The sequence below is a fragment of the Paraglaciecola arctica BSs20135 genome (genome assembly GCF_000314995.1).
Lineage (GTDB): Bacteria > Pseudomonadota > Gammaproteobacteria > Enterobacterales > Alteromonadaceae > Paraglaciecola > Paraglaciecola arctica.
This window is the reverse complement of the sequence record NZ_BAEO01000055.1, coordinates 231,781-249,137: the sequence shown is the minus strand read 5'-3', so window position 1 is coordinate 249,137 and position 17,357 is coordinate 231,781. Positions and strand designations below refer to the sequence as shown.

Here is a 17,357-nt window from a genome sequence, read left to right as displayed (position 1 = left end):
ACTATCCGATACCCTATTTGAGATACTTATTCAGAGTCATTATCGTTATTAAATTTCTACTTGTTTTTATTCTCGCAGCTCTGTGCTCCCACAGTTTTGCGGCCCCTGATAGTCAATTGTTAAGACAATTGGATATTAAGCGTGGGTTATTTGCTGATAGTTACCAAAGTTTTGACATTAACGATCAAGCAATTATTTATGTATTACAAGAAAACACCACGGCTATTACTCGAGGGTTTGCAGTGATGGTTGCAGATAGCGGTATTCCCATACTAAGCCAAGAAGGTTTCGCTGCTTTAGCCACAGAACTTAACAAAATTGGTTGGGTCACCATCTTGCTGCCAGCTCCAGACGCTGGTTTTAATCCTATTAATGATGAAGTCGAAGAAGTCGAAGAAGTCGAAGAAACCGCAGCAACAGAGGATGCAGCAACTTCAGATGAAACGGAAATAAACACTTCAGGGGGTACGCCAGTAACCAACCCAATTGAGTTAATAACAGAGTTAGATATCAGTAAGTCCGCAGCTACCATCATAAATACCCAGGCATTTATAAAACACGAACAACAACTAACTTCACTTTTACAAGCTGCAATCGAAAAATCTCAAGAGTACCCTGGATTTTTTATGGTTATCAGCCAAGGTACAAGTGCCGCTTGGTTAAGTAAAATTTATGCTGAGAAAACCTTAGATGCCCCTGACGCTTTTGTTGTAATCAGTCCCTATTGGCCAGATAGAAAGCACAATAGGCACCTGCCAGAATGGATTGCTAACACCCCAATGCCAGTACTGGACCTGTATAGTGGACGGGATAACGGATGGGCAAGAGAGACAGTTGCTCGCCGTGAAATAGCAGCAATAAAATCATTAAAACTACAATACCGGCAACGAAAATTACTCGGGTTTAATATGCCTCAGCAACATAGTGCCTATCTTAGCAAGGAAATTTATGGCTGGATCAGTCATATGGGGTGGTAAATTAACCTGAGTTATGGATGTATTGTAAAGAGAGTATAAATTTATCTTCATTTTCGGGAAAAAAATAAATTCTGCTATACTGTGAATAATTCTCATATTCAAAGAATGGTTTTTTATTCGTGTCTAATGTTAGCAATTTTGTGCAGAGAAAATCCAAACAACTGGCATTTTTTGTTCGAGGCTTCTTGCAACATAAAATTCCTTACTCAGAATTAGATTTGTTTTTTTGGGATACCCTAGAAGAATGGTCACAAATCAAAAAAGGCAAACACCTACCTTACGAAAAAACCGAACAAGTGTTTTGGCACTTATTACATCAATTGCAATACTGGCCTCAACGCTCACTAATTGAAGATCCATACCTAAGGGGTGAACTAGAGACCTGCCTAGATTGTCTGGAAAGTGAAGGCAATTATCCAATGCCATTGGACTGCATTGGGATCAGACCTTAGCTCGTTCTTTCAATACGACCAGGTTCTTCCGGCTTACTATTCCAAGGGGCTATTTTTAGCAACATCAACATACCCGGCAAAGCGCAGAAAAAACAAATGATAAAAAACTGTGTGTAGCCAAATGACTCAATTATGAAACCTGTAGTCGCGCTCACAAAAGTACGTGGGATCACCGCAATACTAGAAAATAAAGCAAACTGAGTAGCTGTGAAATTTTTATTAGTCGATTTTGCCATATAGGCTATTAGTGCAACTGAACCTAGTCCAACGCCTAAATATTCAAAACCGCTCGCAATTGCTAAAACGAGATGGTTGTATCCAACAATGGATAACAGCACATAACCTAATATGGATATCAATTGAAATACCCCAAAAATCCATAAACTTCGGTTAATGCCTAACTTAATCATAGCTAGGCCACCCAAAATTGTTCCTACGGTGGCGCCAATTGTCTTGGATATTTTTGCTATTGAACCTATTTCTACGGTCGAAAAACCCATATCCATAAAAAATGGGGTTTCCAATGCTGTCGCCATGCTGTCTCCAAGCTTATATAAAATAAGAAACAGCAACATCCAAACTGCTTGTTGCCAACCATCACGCTGAAAAAACTCTTTGAAAGGCTCGATGACAGCAATACGCAATGTTTGAGGTTCATCACCGGGTTTGGATGACTCTTTAATCAAAAGTGTTGTAATTAAGCCCACCAGCATAAAAACAGCAATACTCAAATGCGCCACTGACCAAGGGAAAAAACCTGCCAAAATCATTGCCAACGACCCGGGTACAAATGATGACAACCGGTATGCTTGGGCATAGAAAGCATTCCCAGCACCTAATTCATCATCTGGCAAAATTTCTCTTCGGTAGGCATCTATTACAATATCTTGGCTTGCACTGAAAAAAGAAATAGCCGAAACAATCAAAATAATGTGAGTGAGTTCTGTAGCTGGATCAAATAAAGACAATGCACTCATTAGAGTGATTAACATAATTTGTGTGACAAACATCCAACCACGACGTCGTCCAAAAAATGGTAAAACAAAACGGTCCATAACAGGAGACCACAAAAACTTCCATGTGTAAGGAAACAAAACCAGATTGATTAAGCCTATTGTTGAAAGGTCAATATCTGCAGATCGCAACCATGCAGGTACAAATTGAATGAGTAAATAAAGAGGCAATCCAGAAGAAAATCCAGTCGTAATACATATTAGCATCCGTTTGTTGAGGATGGCTTCTTTGAAAGTTTTATTGGTCATTAATAGGTGGAGCTTTTGTTATTATTATTAAAAGGTGCAGACAATCACTAAGTTTATTCAGAAAGTATAACTCGATTTCTACTTGAATTTTTTGCTTGGTACAAAGCTTTGTCAGCGCTATCCAACCATTGGATGTTATCTGTAAAGTTATGCTTAAATCCAGCAATGCCAATACTGATTGTAATTGAAATATTTACTTCATCATAAACCACAGTGCATTTCTCAACTAACCGGCGAATACGCTCTGCGACAAACTCTACGTCAGCAGCAGGTGTATCGGGCAATATTATGGCAAACTCATCACCTCCATAACGACCAGCAATATCGGTTTCTCGCGTTGCTTTTTTGATGATACTACCGACGATTTTAAGCACTTCATCACCTGCAGGGTGCCCATGAGTATCATTCACTTTTTTGAAATGGTCGATATCCAACATAATCAGTGCCGAAGGGTTTTTACTACGGTGATTTCTTTTGTACTCCATAATAAACTGTTCTTCCCAGAAACGTCTGTTGTAAAGTCCCGTCAAGCCGTCTACTCGGTTAATATTCTCTAACTGGGCGTTAAGTGATTGCATTGCCAATTTGCTTAATGCTTCGTCTGTCACATCATATATTACTATACATACCTGCTCCACTTGCCCCGTCAAAGACGCCAATGGAAAGATAGTAATATTTTGGTACATATAATTGGCTTGAGAAGTGATGGGACGATTACAATCAAAATGAAACAGATACGGACGTTGTTCCCAAATAATAAAAACAGGGCTCTTCAAAGAAAATGCCGGAGCTGCTTTACGCATAAACCACTCATTATCTATTTCTGGAAAAAACTCAAATAAATTTTTGTCTTGGATCATTCCCGGAACAATGCTGCTGTGGTTTTCCATAAACTGGTTCCACACCTTCACATTAAATTCTTTATCCAGAACAACAATTCCCACCTCAATCGAACCAAGGAGGTCATGTTTCCAGTGCATTTCTGCCAAACTGCTGTCAACTGCCATAAAATTAGACCTTAAGAATTAGATGTAACAAGTTTATCGAATACCAAATCGATAGATTTGTTAGGAAATAACAACAATAAATCAAAATTTATGTTCTGACTCTTAATCGAATAGGCGATTTCGATTGCTAACATATCTTCTTTTCTATGGGTGGTCGTTTTGAGGATATCATCCAAATCACAGTGCCTACCCAAAATAATCGGGTGGTTATGACTAAATACTGAGTGCAACTGTTCCGAAAGAGCTCGTAAACATGCACCAATTAAAATATTTGATACATCCATCAGCGCTTCTAACTCTAAAGAAGCGCTACTTTTTTCATCTGTATATTTAAGAAGTTTAACCATATTGCCAAAATTAGAATCGTTGAAAATAACTAGCGCTTCTCCATTGATACCTGCACTTATAAAACCTTGAGAGACTGCAGAAACACTCTCATTGCGCTGAATATCAGCTATGGCCATATGTAATTCAGTATTGGTGATCAAATTGACATTTGGGATAGGTAAATTGATAAACTCACCTAACAACTTAGCTAGACTTTCGCCCGCTTGGCCCATGGCCACATTGGCCATTTCACGGTAAGCATCTAACTTTTCTAAATGAGAATTTTTTGCAGGCAGTATCACTTTTTCAGCACGTTTAGTGGCTGAAGCTTTCCCTGAATATAAGCCAAACTGATTAAGAACCTCTATCAATTTAGCGTTATCGGTCGGCTTGCGAATAAATTCAAGTGCCCCAAGCGCTAACATCCGAGCGCGCGCTTCAGGTTGAACATCACCAGACACTACAATAACCATGGTGGGTAAATCTTCATCCTTGATTACCTGCATGGTCTGATAACCGTCCATAACGGGCATATTCAAATCAAGAAACAGCACGTCCGCTTTACCTGCGCGGATCATTTCCAAGGCTTCCAGTCCATGTTCAGCAAAGCTTATTTCAACATCCCATGCATCTGGAATAGTTCTTTGCATTTGATTACGAGCAAAACGCGAATCATCACAAATAAGTACAGCGGTAGTCATATGGACATTATCACCTAGTTCAGAGCTGTTAAGCTAACTAATTAAATGGCCACAGGTGCTTTGATGTGGTCATGTGCTTGATAGTCCTTTAATTCGAAATCCTTGATATCAAAAGCAAAGATATCTTTAACATTAGGATTGATTATCATTTTCGGCAAGGGATAGGGTTGACGTTTTAACTGTAAATTTGCTTGTTCTAGGTGATTTACATATAAATGTGCATCGCCCAAGGTATGAATAAAATCACCTAATTGTAAACCACAGACTTGCGCTAACATCATAGTTAACAATGCATAACTAGCAATATTAAAAGGAACACCCAAAAAGATATCGCCGCTTCGCTGGTATAGCTGACAAGATAACTTCCCTTCTAATACATAAAACTGAAACATAGTATGACAAGGTGGTAATGCCTGCCTGCCTTGTAGGGCGTTTTCTTTTGGTGAAAATGTTGTATCAGGCAGTACAGATGGATTCCAAGCACTGACAATTAAACGTCTTGAATCCGGGTTGTTTTTAATTTGCTCAACTAATTCACTAATTTGATCTATAACTTGTCCATCTGCGCCTTCCCAACTACGCCATTGCTGACCATAAACTGGACCTAACTCACCATCGTCTGTGGCCCACCCGTCCCAGATTTTTACATTATTTTCGGTTAAGTAGGCGATATTAGTTTCACCTTTTAAAAACCATAACAGTTCGTGAATAATGGAGCGCATGTGACATTTTTTAGTGGTGACTAATGGAAACCCTGCGTTTAAGTCAAAACGCATCTGATAGCCAAACACACTGAGAGTGCCTGTACCAGTGCGATCTTCTTTTTTGACACCTGTGTCTAATACATGGCGCATTAGCTGTAAATACTGTTGCATGCTTCTTAATCTCTTAATACTTTAAAGTTTAATTTTTATATACCGGCGCGTACTAAACCGCCCAAGCCAACGGACTCAAGATACAGGTTTATTTCTTCTCGTACATCTTGAGGATTATTTAAGGTTAATACCTTGGCCAACAATTGCTCCGCACTGCCCCGATGAATATTGCGAACAATCCACTTCACTTTGAGTAGATTATGATTGTTCATGCTAAGTTTTCTATATCCCATTGCAAGCAGTAAAACTACGCCACCGGGCTCTCCAGCTAGCTCACCACAGACAGTGACAGGTACTTGCAACAAGTCGGAATGTTTAGCAATAGTATGTAATGCACTTAGTACCGCAGGATGATAACTATCGTATAAATCAGCCACACGTGCATTGTTGCGGTCTACCGCTAATAAATATTGGGTCAAATCGTTACTGCCCACAGAGAAAAAATCTACGATTTTAGATAACTGCGGTAATTGATATAAAACGGCAGGCACTTCTAGCATCACCCCAATTTTGGGCATATGTAGGACTTCACCCTGCTCTTGGGCCTCTTCTTCAACCTCATAAAACGCTTGGCGGATAAGACGCTTAGCCTCGCTCACTTCACTTACTGAGGTGATCATTGGCAACATAATACTCAAATTCTGCAAACCAATACTGGCTCGTAACATTGCTCGAATTTGCACTAATAAAATTTCAGGGTGATCTAAAGTTAAGCGAATTCCCCGCCAGCCAAGAAAAGGATTTTCTTCGGAAATAGGGAAGTAAGGTAAAGGTTTATCTCCCCCTACATCTAAAGTACGCATGGTAAAAGGCTTATTGGGTTCGGCCTCAAGTAAGCTTCGGTATAACTCTACTTGTTCATGTTCAGTAGGGAATCGTTCACGCATCATAAAGGGGATTTCGGTACGAAACAGACCTACGCCATCAGAATAAGGATTATCATTTTTTTCTGTTTCAAGTGACAAACCCGCATTAGTAAACAATCGAATTTCGCAGTTGTCGGTAGTGATTGCAGGCAATGTATCTTCAGCATGAATTCGCTCAGATAATAATTGCTCTTCAAGCACTAACTGGTCAAATTCACGTCTAATGGTACCATTTGGAGAAACAATCACATCACCAGTGTAGCCATCGAGTAGAATTTCTTTATCGTGCAACAAAGCGATTGGCACATTGCTCAGCCCCATGACTGCAGGCACACCCATAGCTCTTGCCATAATAGCCGCGTGGGAGTTGTTGGAACCACGCATCGAGACTATGCCTTTGAGTTGTTCACTAGGAAACTCGGCCAACATCACAGCAGTTACTTCTTCGGCAATGAGAATGGCTTGTTCTGGGATCTCTCGCTTTTCGTTTTTGTCAGTTGTAATCCCTAATATATTAGCCAACACCCTATTACCCATGTCTTCAACATCTACAGCACGTTCGCGCATGTAAGGGTCATTCATAGCTTGGAATTGACGAACATAGTTCTCTACAACCATTTTTAAAGAGGTAGGAGCATCCCATCCAGATTTAATCTCTTTTTCGACGTCTCGTCCTAAGCTGTTTGCATCGAGTAGGTGGTAATAAAGCTGAAAAATAGCGCGCACATCCTCAGGCACTTCACCTTGCATTCGCTCAGATAACACAGCCATGTCCGCCTGCGTTTGTTTCACTGCCTGGCGGTAATTTTGAATTTGTTCCTGCTGATTATCATTACGCTTAGGTACATGACTGTGAATTCTGACCATCATGTCTTGTAAATAACCAACGCCACTGGCTAACCCTGACGAGCCTGGCACGCCTTTTAGAGATTTTTGCCAGTCTTTAGGGATATTTTCTTGTAACAGATTAATCGAACCGCGCGCTTTAGCATTGGCAATTTCAACGGCCAATTGCATCGCAAGTGTTACCAAAAACGCCTCTTCGTCTTCACTAAAGCGTCTTTTTTGTTTTTGCTGCAGAGTTAATACGCCTAAGACCTTGCGCTGATGGATTATCGGCGCACCTAAAAAAGCGTGGTAATTGTCTTCCTGTACTTCGGGGTAATGCTTAAAGCGAGGATGTCTTTGAGCATCGCTAATATTGAGAGGCTCTTCACGTTGGCCAATTAGGCCAACCAAACCTTCAGAGAAACCAACAGAAACTTGGCCTACGGCAGCTTTTGCTAAACCTTCAGTCGCCACCAACATAAAATGTTGTTGATCGTAATCGGCTAAGTAAATACTGCATGAGTCGACTTTTAAAGCTTCTATTAACCTATTTGCCAAACAGCTTAACGCATCATCAAATACAGGGATTTGATTTACTTCCTGAACGATACGTTTGAGCATGGTTAGCATTAGACTTATTTATCTCTCATGTATATCTGGTTAATTAGGGTCTGTAGACCCTAAGCCTTTCTACGCCGTTTAGATTTTTGAAAGCCACCTTGATGTTGCACTACACTTTCTGGCATAGCTGTAGGTGAAAATTCCTTCATCACACGGCGATATACATCTCGTTTGAAAGACACCACATTACGCACCGGATACCAAAAACTTACCCAGCGCCAGTCGTCAAACTCTGGATGGCCTGATTGTAATAAATCCACATCCTCTTCTTTACAGACAAGTTGCAGTAAAAACCACTTCTGCTTTTGTCCAATACAAACAGGATTGCTTCCCTGCCTAACCAATCGCTTAGGCAGTTTGTAACGCAACCAATTTTTGGTGACACCCAGAATTTTTACATGTTCTGGCTTTAAACCTACTTCTTCATGGAGTTCGCGATACATTGTTTGTTCGGCAGTTTCACCTTCATCGATTCCGCCTTGCGGAAACTGCCAAGAATGTTGCCCATAACGTCTTGCCCAAAAAACCTGGCCTAACTCATTGCAAATCACTATACCAACATTGGCGCGGAATCCTTCGGCATCAATCACTTAGACTCCCGAGAACTCAATTCTTTTAATGTCATGCATTCTTCCATAAACTACCGTGTATTCAAAGGAATAAAAAAAGTATTCGAAAAGTAAAAGTGTGCAAATGAAAATATTTAAGATGCCAAAAGCCGAACCTAAAACTATCCAAGAGCTAATGCAAAGAGCGGCAGCGCTGGCAGGATTAACCCTAGGTGAAGTCGCAGAATTGGCTCATGTAAAAGTGCCCAAAAACTTCAAACGAGAAAAGGGTTGGACAGGGCAACTCATTGAATTTTGCCTTGGCGCCAGTGCAGGCTCTAAGACCCAACAAGATTTTGCCAAATTAGGGATTGAATTAAAGACCATTCCCATAGACGAACAAGGCAAACCTTTAGAAACAACCTACGTTTGTTTTGCCCCACTAACCAATATAGCTGGCATAGAGTGGCAAACTAGCAGCGTCAAAAATAAGATCCAACAAGTACTCTGGGTACCTATCGATGGCAGAAGAGAAGTAGCCCCACAAGATAGATGCATAGCGACGCCCTTCTTATGGTCGCCCGATATAGAACAAGATAATCAATTACGTAGCGACTGGGAAGAGTTGATGGAAATGATAGCCCTTGGTCAAATTGAAAATATTACTGCAAGGCATGGTCAATACCTACAATTACGCCCTAAGGCTGCCAATGGCAATGCGCTAACAGAAGCAGTGGGTAAAAATGGTCAGGTTATTAACACCAGACCAAGAGGATTTTATTTGAGAAAAGAGTTTACCGGAGAAATACTCCAGGCTTTTTTCAATAGCGATAAATCTGGGTATTAAACCCAAATTCATCGCTAAATAGTTAACTAATCTCAAACGTTAGCTAGGAGTTCTTAAAACCATCAATCTAATCTCGGTCATATCTTCCATAGCAAAGGTTATGCCTTCGCGACCTAGACCTGACTCTTTTACCCCGCCATAAGGCATGTTGTCGACTCGCCAACTGGGTACATCACCTATTACAACACCACCCACATCTAGTTCATCCCATGCTTTGTGTGCTTTATAGATATCCCTTGTGAAAACACCGGCTTGTAAGCCAAATTGACTGTTATTGACTTCTTTTAAGGCTGCATCAAAATCACTGAATGAGCTGATGATAGAAACAGGCCCAAAGGCTTCTTCGGTGTTAATGGCTGCTTCTTTAGGCACATTTTCAAGCAAAGCGGCTTGTAGCATATTACCTTTTCGCTCACCTCCACATAAGAGTGTGGCGCCTGCTGCTACTGCGTCTTGGACCCAACCTTCTAAGCGTGTTGCTTCTGATTCTGAAATCATCGGGCCAATAAAAGTGTCTTCATTAAGGGGATCGCCATGGACTAAATTGGCAACTTTATCTGTATAGCGCTGTTTAAAATCTTCATAAATAGACTCATGCACTATGACTCTTTGCACGCTGATACAACTTTGGCCAGACTGATAATAAGCACCGAATACAATTCGTTCGATGGCATCGTCTAGGTCTGAATCAGCATCAACTACGCAAGCAGCATTACCACCTAGCTCTAAGATCACCGGTTTTTTACCCGCTTTGGCTTTTAACTCCCAACCTACTTGTGGTGAGCCAGTGAAGCTAAGAAGCTTAAATCTTTCATCAGTTGTAAATAAATCCGCACCGTCACGACTACAAGGCAAAATTGAGAAAGCCCCTTTTGGCAAATCAGTCTCTGCTAAAATTTCACCTATAATAAGCGCACCTAGCGGCGTTCTACTAGCTGGCTTAAGAACAAAAGCGCAACCTGTTGCTATAGCTGGCGCCACCTTATGTGCGGCTAAATTTAACGGGAAATTAAAAGGTGAGATAAATGAACATGGACCAATAGGCACACGTTTGTACATGCCGGTATAACCTTTTGCACGAGGCGTAATCTCTAGATTTATGACTTCTCCATGCATACGCACCGATTCTTCAGCTGCAATTCTAAAGGTATCAATTAACCTGGTTACTTCACCACGAGAATCTTTGATTGGTTTGCCTGCTTCAATACATAAAGCATAGGCCAATTCATCAAAACGCTCTTCAAAACGTTTTACACAATGATTAAGAATATTCTGGCGTTCGTAAGGCGCCATTTTATTTAATAATGGCTGGCTGGCTTCTGCGGCTGCAATAGCCTTATCTATAACGTCTGCATCAGCAAGGGCAGTGTAAGTCGCCACTTCATTGGTGTATTTATTGGTTATCGCCAAATCTTGATTGGCAAATACGGCTTCACTAGCCAGATAATAAGGGTAAGCTTTTGCTAACATAAATTCTCCTGAGTAATATCTGGGTTAAATAGCTTCACTACGCTGGCGTAACGTGTGATTTAAGGTTTTATCATTTAAGGAATAATCCACTGGTACATCTATCAAATGCACACCAGGTTCTGCTAAACACTTTTGCACTTGTGGAAGTAGCTCATCGGCAGCGGCAATACGCCAGCCTTTACCACCATAACTTTCTACATATTTAACAAAATCTGGGTTGCCGTAATCTAAGCCATAGTTTTCGAATCCCATGTTAGCTTGTTTCCATTTGATCATGCCGTAAGCATCATCACGCAGAATGATCACCACTACATGCAGTTTGAGACGAACCGCGGTTTCCAATTCTTGGCTGTTCATCATAAATCCACCGTCACCGCATACTGAGATCACCGGCTTATCTGGATACACCATTTTAGCTGCCAAAGCCGAAGGTAAGCCTGCGCCCATGGTGGCCAAAGCATTGTCTAATAATAAGGTGTTAGGCAAGGCAGCGGGGTAATTTCGTGCAAACCAAATTTTATAAACACCATTGTCGAGCGTGACTATGCCATCATCTGGCATGGCTCTGCGAATATCTCTAACAAAACGCTCAGGTAAAATCGGGAATCGGTCATCATTTTCACTTTCAGCTTTATGCTCAATGTAAGCACTGTGGGCTTTAAGGAAAAAACTAAAATCCCAATTGGCTTTGGCGACAATTTGTTCTTTAATTTGCCAGATAGTATTCGCAATATCGCCAATCACTTCTAGTTGCGGGAAATACACGGGATCAACCGCTGCTGGCTCAAAGTTTATGTGAATAACCTGTCGCCCATCATTCTTCATAAAGAAAGGCGGTTTTTCTACCACATCATGACCAACATTGATGATTAAATCGGCGCTATCAATGACTCGATGCACAAAATCCCCCGATGATAGGGCTGTGTTGCCCATAAACAACTCATCACTTTCGTTAAGTACACCTTTACCCAATTGAGTAGTGACATAAGGAATGCCGGTTTTATCGACCAACTCTTTAAGCATTTTCGAGGTTAGTTTACGATTAGCAGCAGCACCAATAAGCAACAAGGGTGACTTAGCCGCTTCAATCATTTCGACAGCTCTTTTAATCGCTTTATATTCGGCAATAGGACGTCGACTTACGCTAGGTGACAATAAGTAAGCACTAGTGGTTTCAGCTGCAATGTCTTCAGGTAATTCGATGTGGGTGGCACCGGGGCGTTCATCATGGGCCAATCTAAAAGCTTCACGCACAGCTGAAGGAATACGGTCACCACTGACCAGTTGTGTTGTGTATTTGGTAATAGGACGCATCATATCTACAGCATCAATCACCTGAAAGCGCCCTTGTTTACTGGTTTTAACTGGCTTCTGCCCGGTTATCATTAACATTGGCATGGCACCTAATTGTGCATATGCTGCAGGAGTAACAAGATTCGTCGCCCCAGGGCCAAGTGTTGATAAACATACGCCGACTTTACCGGTTAATCGACCATAGGTGGCAGCCATAAATCCTGCGCCCTGTTCGTGACGGGTCAAAATAAGTCTGATGGGTGACGCTCGCAAAGATTCCAATAAGTCGAGGTTCTCTTCACCTGGAATACCAAAAATGTATTCCACACCCTCGGCTTCAAGGGCTTTTACAAATAAATCAGACGCTTTCATGTGCGCTCCTATAGGTTTGTAGGGATATTAACCAACAACTATCTAGCAGTTAGGGCTAACAAAAAGTAAGGTCATCGCCTTAATTTGTTTTTCTACTTATATAATCTGTTTGTTATTAGTGTAGGTAAAGTATAAAAAACCGATTAACTCAATCATTTTTATAAATAACTAATCCTCAGAAAACCAAGGCCGTTCAACTAAGCACTGCACTATATCCAATTGCAACTGGGTTGTTTGCGCTTGGTTCAACAATTCACAAACGGCATCTTTATTGTTTTGTTGTATAACTAAAGACCAGCCATTGACCAAGGTTTTTAGCTGGATGTGAATACTGTTTAAAGGTGGACAGGGGAAATGTTGATTAAATTTCGCTAAGTTTTCGACCAAAGCAATGAGTACTTGCTTGATATTATTTGCTACCCCCTCGCTATACTGACGTCTTATTTCAGATGACAACATTTGAAAATCCTGCAGCAAAGTTGTCAATAAACTGGCAACTACTGTAGCGTCAGCTTGTATGTTTTCTGGCTGTTTTTGTTGATATTGCAGGTATTTTTTAACTGGCAAACCGTCGAGCAAGTTATATCCACGTGCCGCTTTGCTATCTGTACCGATTGAGGTTGGCAATAAACCTACAAGGCGCTTAGCCAAATCAAATAACGCCGATGTATTGCCTTTTTTAAGTTCCAATTCAATTTCGCAAATGGGTACACTTTTATCGCCCGAGGTTACCTCTCCTAGATCCCACACCAACTCTACAATGTCGCCATTTGGGAATTCAAGTAAATAGACTTTGCGCGCAAAATGAGTCGTGAAAAGCGTTTCAATTTTACCCTGCAAATCATCAACATCAATGGTTTTTGGCCATGCCGACAGTGGAAATAGTCTAAGATCAGGGAGCTTAACATTTTGATTTTTTGCCTCATCGAGATACACGTTATATTCTGGGCGTTGATGTAATCCACCAATAGACTTTCCTGCAGTTTTTAAGGTTTGTTCGAACTTTTGGTTATTACCACGAATTCTCAAGCCTATATCGTGCTGTCGTAACCTTCTATCTGGGGTATCAAAATAATGATTAGTTAATATAAGCGCTTCTTTGGTTACGCTGGCATTGAGCTGTGGTAACAACTTTGTTTCAATAACCTCACCAGCATCTTCATTGGTAAGTAATTTAAGTTCAACTTCGTATTCCATAAAATTTTTTTCAGCTAATAAATGTATATTCCGCGTATTTGCCTTACCTTAGCCGTTCAAATCTGACTATTCAATAAAGAACTGTCGCAAAAGCGCACCAATCCAGCAACTCTATCGGCTTAAAAGTAAATAGTCCCTTGCCTTTCTTTTAGCCAAGCAATACCATTTACGGCATATTTTTAGGAGTAGATTTTTTTGATTATACGTAAGCGAATAGTTTTATTTTTATTATGCATAGCTAGCTGTTTTATAAGTGCACAGACGTTGGCCCAAGAACCCAATGATAGCGAAGGTGAAATTCGCTATATTTCTGATGATTTATTTACTTACCTACATGCTGGGCCCGGACGAAACTTCCGAATTTTAGGAACGGTTGTAGCCGGTACTCGAGTCACTTTGCTTCAAGAAGACACTGAGAAAAACTTTGTCGAAATAATTGATGATAAACAGCGTACAGGTTGGGTTGATGCAGAATTTATTAGTATCAGTAGCAGCGTTAGAGCTTTGGTTCCTGGTCTTCAACAACAAGTAGAAGAAACTGAACAAACAATCATCCAACAACGCCAAAGTAATGATTTACTTAACCAACAAATAGCTGATCTGACGTCTCAGAATACTAACTTAAAAAAGAAGCTAAGTGATGCTGAAAAAGAAAATGTAAAAATAACGCAAACCCTTGCCGATTATGACCAAACTGCACAAATGGAATGGTTCACTCGCGGCGGAATTGTTGCGGTTATTAGTTTGCTTTTAGGAATTATTCTTACCTACTTACCTAAGAAAAGACGAAGAAACGATAATTGGATGTAATCCGGCTACTAATTTGAGCCAAAGTGTTTATCTAAATCAACCTAAAAATTCACCGCCAATACCGATATTGGCGGAACAATAGTCGCTCTAAATTTGTCGGGCTTGGTTAATTGCTACCGAATAAACCAAGCCCGGCAAATTAAAGCTAAAACCAGATAGAAAGAAGCCTTAAAAAAGCTTTTTGGCAAATGACTAAACATGCCTTAGGTCGCCTAATTCAGGCAGCAAGACTGTCTTACTCTCACTAGGCGACAACACAAGGTTTTTGATACCACTAGCCCTCCCCACAAAACCGCTGCATAATAGGGTAATGGCGACGAATTGGAGACAAAAACTATGAAATGGCTAGTGGCAGTATTGTTCACTCTATTTTGTTTGCTCCAATATCGTTTATGGTTTGGTAAAAATAGCGTTCCTGACTTTATGATTTTAAAAAAAGAAGTCGCTTTACAAGTTACTCAAAACGCCAATTTAAGGCAGCGCAATAGTTTGTTAAAAGCGGATATCCATGATTTAAAAATTGGTTTGGAAGCGGCTGAAGAACGAGCTAGAAATGAATTAGGTCTAATAAAACAAGGCGAAACATTTTATCGTATTTTGCCCTCAGTCGATTAACCTCTATGCCCTCACTTCCCCAGTATTCTGTTGTTGTACCTGCCGCCGGGATTGGTAAACGTATGCAAGCAGATTGCCCTAAGCAATATCTGCAACTTGCCGGTAAAACTATCATTGAACATACCCTCACCAATTTACTTGAACATCACCAAGTTAAACGTGTGATTGTGGTGCTAAGTCCAAACGATACGTCCTTCGCTCAACTCCCCATTGCGCGTCATCCGAGCATTGAGCTTGTCATAGGTGGCCAAGAACGTTGTGATTCAGTTTTGGCAGGGCTGAATTATCTAGCTGATGATGAAAAATGGGTGTTGGTCCATGATGCCGCGCGCCCCTGTTTAAATAAAACAGATTTAACTGCCCTTTTGCAATTAGCAGAACAAGGAAGCGTTGGTGGGATATTAGCCACACCTGTTCGCGATACCATGAAGCGAGCGCTTGAAGTAAAGATAAATACACAACATATGGTCAAACAAACGGAATCTAGAGAAAATTTATGGCACGCATTAACACCGCAGTTTTTTAGACTTTCATTATTAAAAAAAGCGATAAATGCAGCAAATAGACAAAATACAAAGATCACTGATGAAGCCTCTGCTATGGAGCTTTTAGGCGAAAAGGTGATTTTAGTTGAGGGACGCGCCTCAAATATCAAAATCACGCAACCGGAAGATTTGTTGTTAGCAGAATTTTATCTGACTCAACAACAAGCTGAGTAATGAAAGGAAATTTGACTAAAATATGAGTATTCGAATTGGCCATGGCTATGATGTACACAAATTTGGCGGAGCTGGCCCTATTGTTATTGCCGGCGTATCAATAGACCATGATATGGGTTTGATTGCCCACTCTGATGGCGATGTGCTGTTACATGCATTATGTGACGCAATGTTAGGTGCTTTAGCGCTAGGGGATATTGGAAAACATTTTCCAGATACTGACCCCGCATTGGCTGGGGTAGATAGTCGCGACTTACTTCGCCACGTATACAAACTCATCACAGATAAGCAATATCAGCTTGGAAACTTAGACTTGACCATTGTTGCTCAAGCTCCAAAAATGGCCCCTCATATTGAGTTTATGCGCAAAAATATTGCTGCAGACTTATGCGCCGATATTAGTCAAATAAACGTTAAAGCCACAACGACTGAAAACTTAGGTTTTGCAGGTCGTAAAGAAGGTATTGCAGCTTATGCTGTGGTTTTATTGACTCAGCAAGTAGATGACTGCAAATGCAAATAGATCATTGGCTGTACCAATATCCGAAACTCAATATCTCGGGACAACTTAAATCCTCTGCTGAAGACTTCCAAGTCACAGAGATATTAGGTTATGAACCTCTGGGCGAGGGTGAACATATCTACTTGTGGGTACGTAAAACAGGATTAAATACTGCTTATTTAGCAGAACAAATTGCCAAGTTTACGAAATTACCATTAAGAGCCGTCACTTATGCAGGACGAAAAGACAAACACGCCCAAACCGAACAATGGTTTAGTGTGCATCTTCCTGGTAAAGGTGAATTTGACTGGACTCAATTCAATGAGCCAGGGGCTGAAGTACTAAAATCCATACGCCACAATAAAAAACTAAGAACAGGAGTACTAAAAGGTAATCGATTTAATATTACTCTTAGACAACTCAGTTCAACATCTGGCATTGATGAACGTCTTCAACGGATAAAACAAAGCGGTGTACCCAATTATTATGGCTCGCAGCGATTCGGAAACACCCAACATGATCCTCGAGGCGGAAATTTAGTTTTAGCTGACAAAATGATCAACGGCGAAACTATCCGTAACCGAAATAAGCGTTCAATGGCTATTTCTGCGCTGCGTTCATGGTTATTTAATGAAATGCTAAATAGTAGATTGAAAAATGATTGTCTAACTAAACCTTTGTGTGGTGATGTGATGCAACTTGCTGGTAGTCATAGTTTTTTCTGTGCACCTCAGATAGATAACAGTATTATTCAACGCCTAGCACAGCGGGATATATACCTGACTGTTCCGTTGTGGGGTAAAGGCCAATTAGCCAGTCAATCTGATGCATTGCAGTTCGAACACGGTTTATCTAAGCAACATCATGCTATTGCCCGAACACTCGAAGATTTAGGTTTGAAACAAGAAAGAAGGGCCATTAACTTATTTCCAAGTGAGCTTGAATGGTCTTTGGCGAATGATACATTAAACCTATGCTTCTCACTTCCCGCGGGCACCTTTGCTACTTCAGTACTGCGAGAATTACTAGATGTACAAGATAACAACCAAACCAAGACTTAAAATGTTA

General features: G+C 40.7%; 17 protein-coding genes. 8 read left to right on the top strand and 9 right to left on the bottom strand.

What is annotated here, in order from left to right; genetic code table 11:
* Nucleotides 1-128 precede the first annotated feature (128 nt).
* Both GARC_RS18240 and GARC_RS18235 read left to right on the top strand, forming a co-directional pair.
* Nucleotides 129-977 carry a DUF3530 family protein gene (locus GARC_RS18240; RefSeq protein WP_007622948.1) on the top strand — a complete coding sequence of 283 codons (849 nt, stop codon included), beginning with the start codon at nucleotides 129-131 and terminating at the stop codon, nucleotides 975-977.
* 119 nt (nucleotides 978-1,096) lie between these two features.
* Nucleotides 1,097-1,429: a hypothetical protein gene (locus GARC_RS18235; RefSeq protein ID WP_193363082.1), complete on the top strand. Its 333-nt coding sequence runs from the start codon at nucleotides 1,097-1,099 to the stop codon at nucleotides 1,427-1,429.
* Here the strand turns inward: GARC_RS18235 and GARC_RS18230 are convergent.
* Genes GARC_RS18230 through rppH form a run of 6 tightly spaced genes read right to left on the bottom strand, consistent with a single transcriptional unit; the run spans nucleotide 1,426 to nucleotide 8,506 of the window.
* Nucleotides 1,426-2,691 carry an AmpG family muropeptide MFS transporter gene (locus GARC_RS18230; protein ID WP_007622944.1) on the bottom strand — a complete coding sequence of 422 codons (1,266 nt, stop codon included), beginning with the start codon at nucleotides 2,689-2,691 and terminating at the stop codon, nucleotides 1,426-1,428. The genes GARC_RS18235 and GARC_RS18230 overlap by 4 nt on opposite strands.
* 53 nt (nucleotides 2,692-2,744) lie before the next feature.
* Entirely contained in the window at nucleotides 2,745-3,698 is a 954-nt protein-coding gene (locus GARC_RS18225; protein WP_007622942.1) for a GGDEF domain-containing protein, read from the bottom strand.
* 11 nt (nucleotides 3,699-3,709) lie between these two features.
* Complete coding sequence (locus GARC_RS18220; RefSeq protein WP_007622940.1) at nucleotides 3,710-4,726, bottom strand: response regulator; 1,017 nt, start codon at nucleotides 4,724-4,726, stop codon at nucleotides 3,710-3,712.
* 41 nt (nucleotides 4,727-4,767) lie between these two features.
* Nucleotides 4,768-5,601 (bottom strand): thymidylate synthase, encoded by an 834-nt coding sequence (locus GARC_RS18215; protein ID WP_007622939.1) that lies wholly within the window; start codon nucleotides 5,599-5,601, stop codon nucleotides 4,768-4,770.
* 35 nt (nucleotides 5,602-5,636) lie between these two features.
* Nucleotides 5,637-7,925: a phosphoenolpyruvate--protein phosphotransferase gene (gene ptsP / locus GARC_RS18210; protein WP_007622938.1), complete on the bottom strand. Its 2,289-nt coding sequence runs from the start codon at nucleotides 7,923-7,925 to the stop codon at nucleotides 5,637-5,639.
* A 50-nt stretch (nucleotides 7,926-7,975) separates the two neighbouring features.
* Complete coding sequence (gene rppH, locus GARC_RS18205) at nucleotides 7,976-8,506, bottom strand: RNA pyrophosphohydrolase (protein ID WP_007622937.1); 531 nt, start codon at nucleotides 8,504-8,506, stop codon at nucleotides 7,976-7,978.
* A gap of 103 nt (nucleotides 8,507-8,609) precedes the next feature.
* On the opposite strand from rppH, the gene mutH reads away from it, so the two are divergent.
* Nucleotides 8,610-9,311 (top strand): DNA mismatch repair endonuclease MutH, encoded by a 702-nt coding sequence (mutH, locus tag GARC_RS18200; protein WP_007622936.1) that lies wholly within the window; start codon nucleotides 8,610-8,612, stop codon nucleotides 9,309-9,311.
* Between the two features lie 39 nt (nucleotides 9,312-9,350).
* Here mutH and GARC_RS18195 read toward each other — a convergent pair whose 3' ends face one another.
* The 3 genes from GARC_RS18195 to GARC_RS18185 all read right to left on the bottom strand — a co-directional run bounded on the left by GARC_RS18195 (nucleotide 9,351) and on the right by GARC_RS18185 (nucleotide 13,643).
* A complete protein-coding gene (locus tag GARC_RS18195; RefSeq protein ID WP_007622935.1) occupies nucleotides 9,351-10,781 on the bottom strand; it encodes an aldehyde dehydrogenase family protein in 1,431 nt (476 codons plus the stop codon).
* A gap of 24 nt (nucleotides 10,782-10,805) precedes the next feature.
* Nucleotides 10,806-12,446 (bottom strand): acetolactate synthase large subunit, encoded by a 1,641-nt coding sequence (locus GARC_RS18190; RefSeq protein ID WP_007622934.1) that lies wholly within the window; start codon nucleotides 12,444-12,446, stop codon nucleotides 10,806-10,808.
* A gap of 168 nt (nucleotides 12,447-12,614) precedes the next feature.
* Nucleotides 12,615-13,643 carry a CYTH domain-containing protein gene (locus tag GARC_RS18185; RefSeq protein WP_007622933.1) on the bottom strand — a complete coding sequence of 343 codons (1,029 nt, stop codon included), beginning with the start codon at nucleotides 13,641-13,643 and terminating at the stop codon, nucleotides 12,615-12,617.
* 264 nt (nucleotides 13,644-13,907) lie between these two features.
* Here GARC_RS18185 and GARC_RS18180 point away from each other — a divergent pair, with 264 nt between their 5' ends.
* From GARC_RS18180 to truD, 5 genes are all read left to right on the top strand, one after another.
* Nucleotides 13,908-14,453 (top strand): TIGR04211 family SH3 domain-containing protein, encoded by a 546-nt coding sequence (locus GARC_RS18180; protein WP_007622931.1) that lies wholly within the window; start codon nucleotides 13,908-13,910, stop codon nucleotides 14,451-14,453.
* Nucleotides 14,454-14,789: 336 nt separating this feature from the next.
* Nucleotides 14,790-15,068, top strand: a complete 279-nt coding sequence (gene ftsB, locus GARC_RS18175; RefSeq protein ID WP_007622928.1) for a cell division protein FtsB — start codon at nucleotides 14,790-14,792, stop codon at nucleotides 15,066-15,068.
* 5 nt (nucleotides 15,069-15,073) lie between these two features.
* Nucleotides 15,074-15,787 (top strand): 2-C-methyl-D-erythritol 4-phosphate cytidylyltransferase, encoded by a 714-nt coding sequence (gene ispD, locus GARC_RS18170; RefSeq protein WP_039989997.1) that lies wholly within the window; start codon nucleotides 15,074-15,076, stop codon nucleotides 15,785-15,787.
* Between the two features lie 22 nt (nucleotides 15,788-15,809).
* Complete coding sequence (ispF, locus tag GARC_RS18165; RefSeq protein ID WP_007622924.1) at nucleotides 15,810-16,310, top strand: 2-C-methyl-D-erythritol 2,4-cyclodiphosphate synthase; 501 nt, start codon at nucleotides 15,810-15,812, stop codon at nucleotides 16,308-16,310.
* A complete protein-coding gene (truD, locus tag GARC_RS18160; RefSeq protein ID WP_007622922.1) occupies nucleotides 16,301-17,350 on the top strand; it encodes a tRNA pseudouridine(13) synthase TruD in 1,050 nt (349 codons plus the stop codon). The genes ispF and truD overlap by 10 nt, the downstream gene beginning before the upstream one ends.
* Nucleotides 17,351-17,357 lie beyond the last annotated feature (7 nt).

What these genes read in the sequence shown, in the direction of transcription:
- mutH (WP_007622936.1), top strand. Translation starts at nt 8,610, where the DNA reads ATGAAAATATTTAAGATGCCAAAAGCCGAACCTAAAACTATCCAAGAG.
- ftsB (WP_007622928.1), top strand. Translation starts at nt 14,790, where the DNA reads ATGAAATGGCTAGTGGCAGTATTGTTCACTCTATTTTGTTTGCTCCAA.
- GARC_RS18215 (WP_007622939.1), bottom strand. Translation starts at nt 5,601, where the DNA reads ATGCAACAGTATTTACAGCTAATGCGCCATGTATTAGACACAGGTGTC.
- GARC_RS18220 (WP_007622940.1), bottom strand. Translation starts at nt 4,726, where the DNA reads ATGACTACCGCTGTACTTATTTGTGATGATTCGCGTTTTGCTCGTAAT.
- ispD (WP_039989997.1), top strand. Translation starts at nt 15,074, where the DNA reads ATGCCCTCACTTCCCCAGTATTCTGTTGTTGTACCTGCCGCCGGGATT.
- GARC_RS18225 (WP_007622942.1), bottom strand. Translation starts at nt 3,698, where the DNA reads ATGGCAGTTGACAGCAGTTTGGCAGAAATGCACTGGAAACATGACCTC.
- ispF (WP_007622924.1), top strand. Translation starts at nt 15,810, where the DNA reads ATGAGTATTCGAATTGGCCATGGCTATGATGTACACAAATTTGGCGGA.
- truD (WP_007622922.1), top strand. Translation starts at nt 16,301, where the DNA reads ATGCAAATAGATCATTGGCTGTACCAATATCCGAAACTCAATATCTCG.
- GARC_RS18195 (WP_007622935.1), bottom strand. Translation starts at nt 10,781, where the DNA reads ATGTTAGCAAAAGCTTACCCTTATTATCTGGCTAGTGAAGCCGTATTT.
- GARC_RS18190 (WP_007622934.1), bottom strand. Translation starts at nt 12,446, where the DNA reads ATGAAAGCGTCTGATTTATTTGTAAAAGCCCTTGAAGCCGAGGGTGTG.
- GARC_RS18185 (WP_007622933.1), bottom strand. Translation starts at nt 13,643, where the DNA reads ATGGAATACGAAGTTGAACTTAAATTACTTACCAATGAAGATGCTGGT.
- ptsP (WP_007622938.1), bottom strand. Translation starts at nt 7,925, where the DNA reads ATGCTAACCATGCTCAAACGTATCGTTCAGGAAGTAAATCAAATCCCT.
- GARC_RS18230 (WP_007622944.1), bottom strand. Translation starts at nt 2,691, where the DNA reads ATGACCAATAAAACTTTCAAAGAAGCCATCCTCAACAAACGGATGCTA.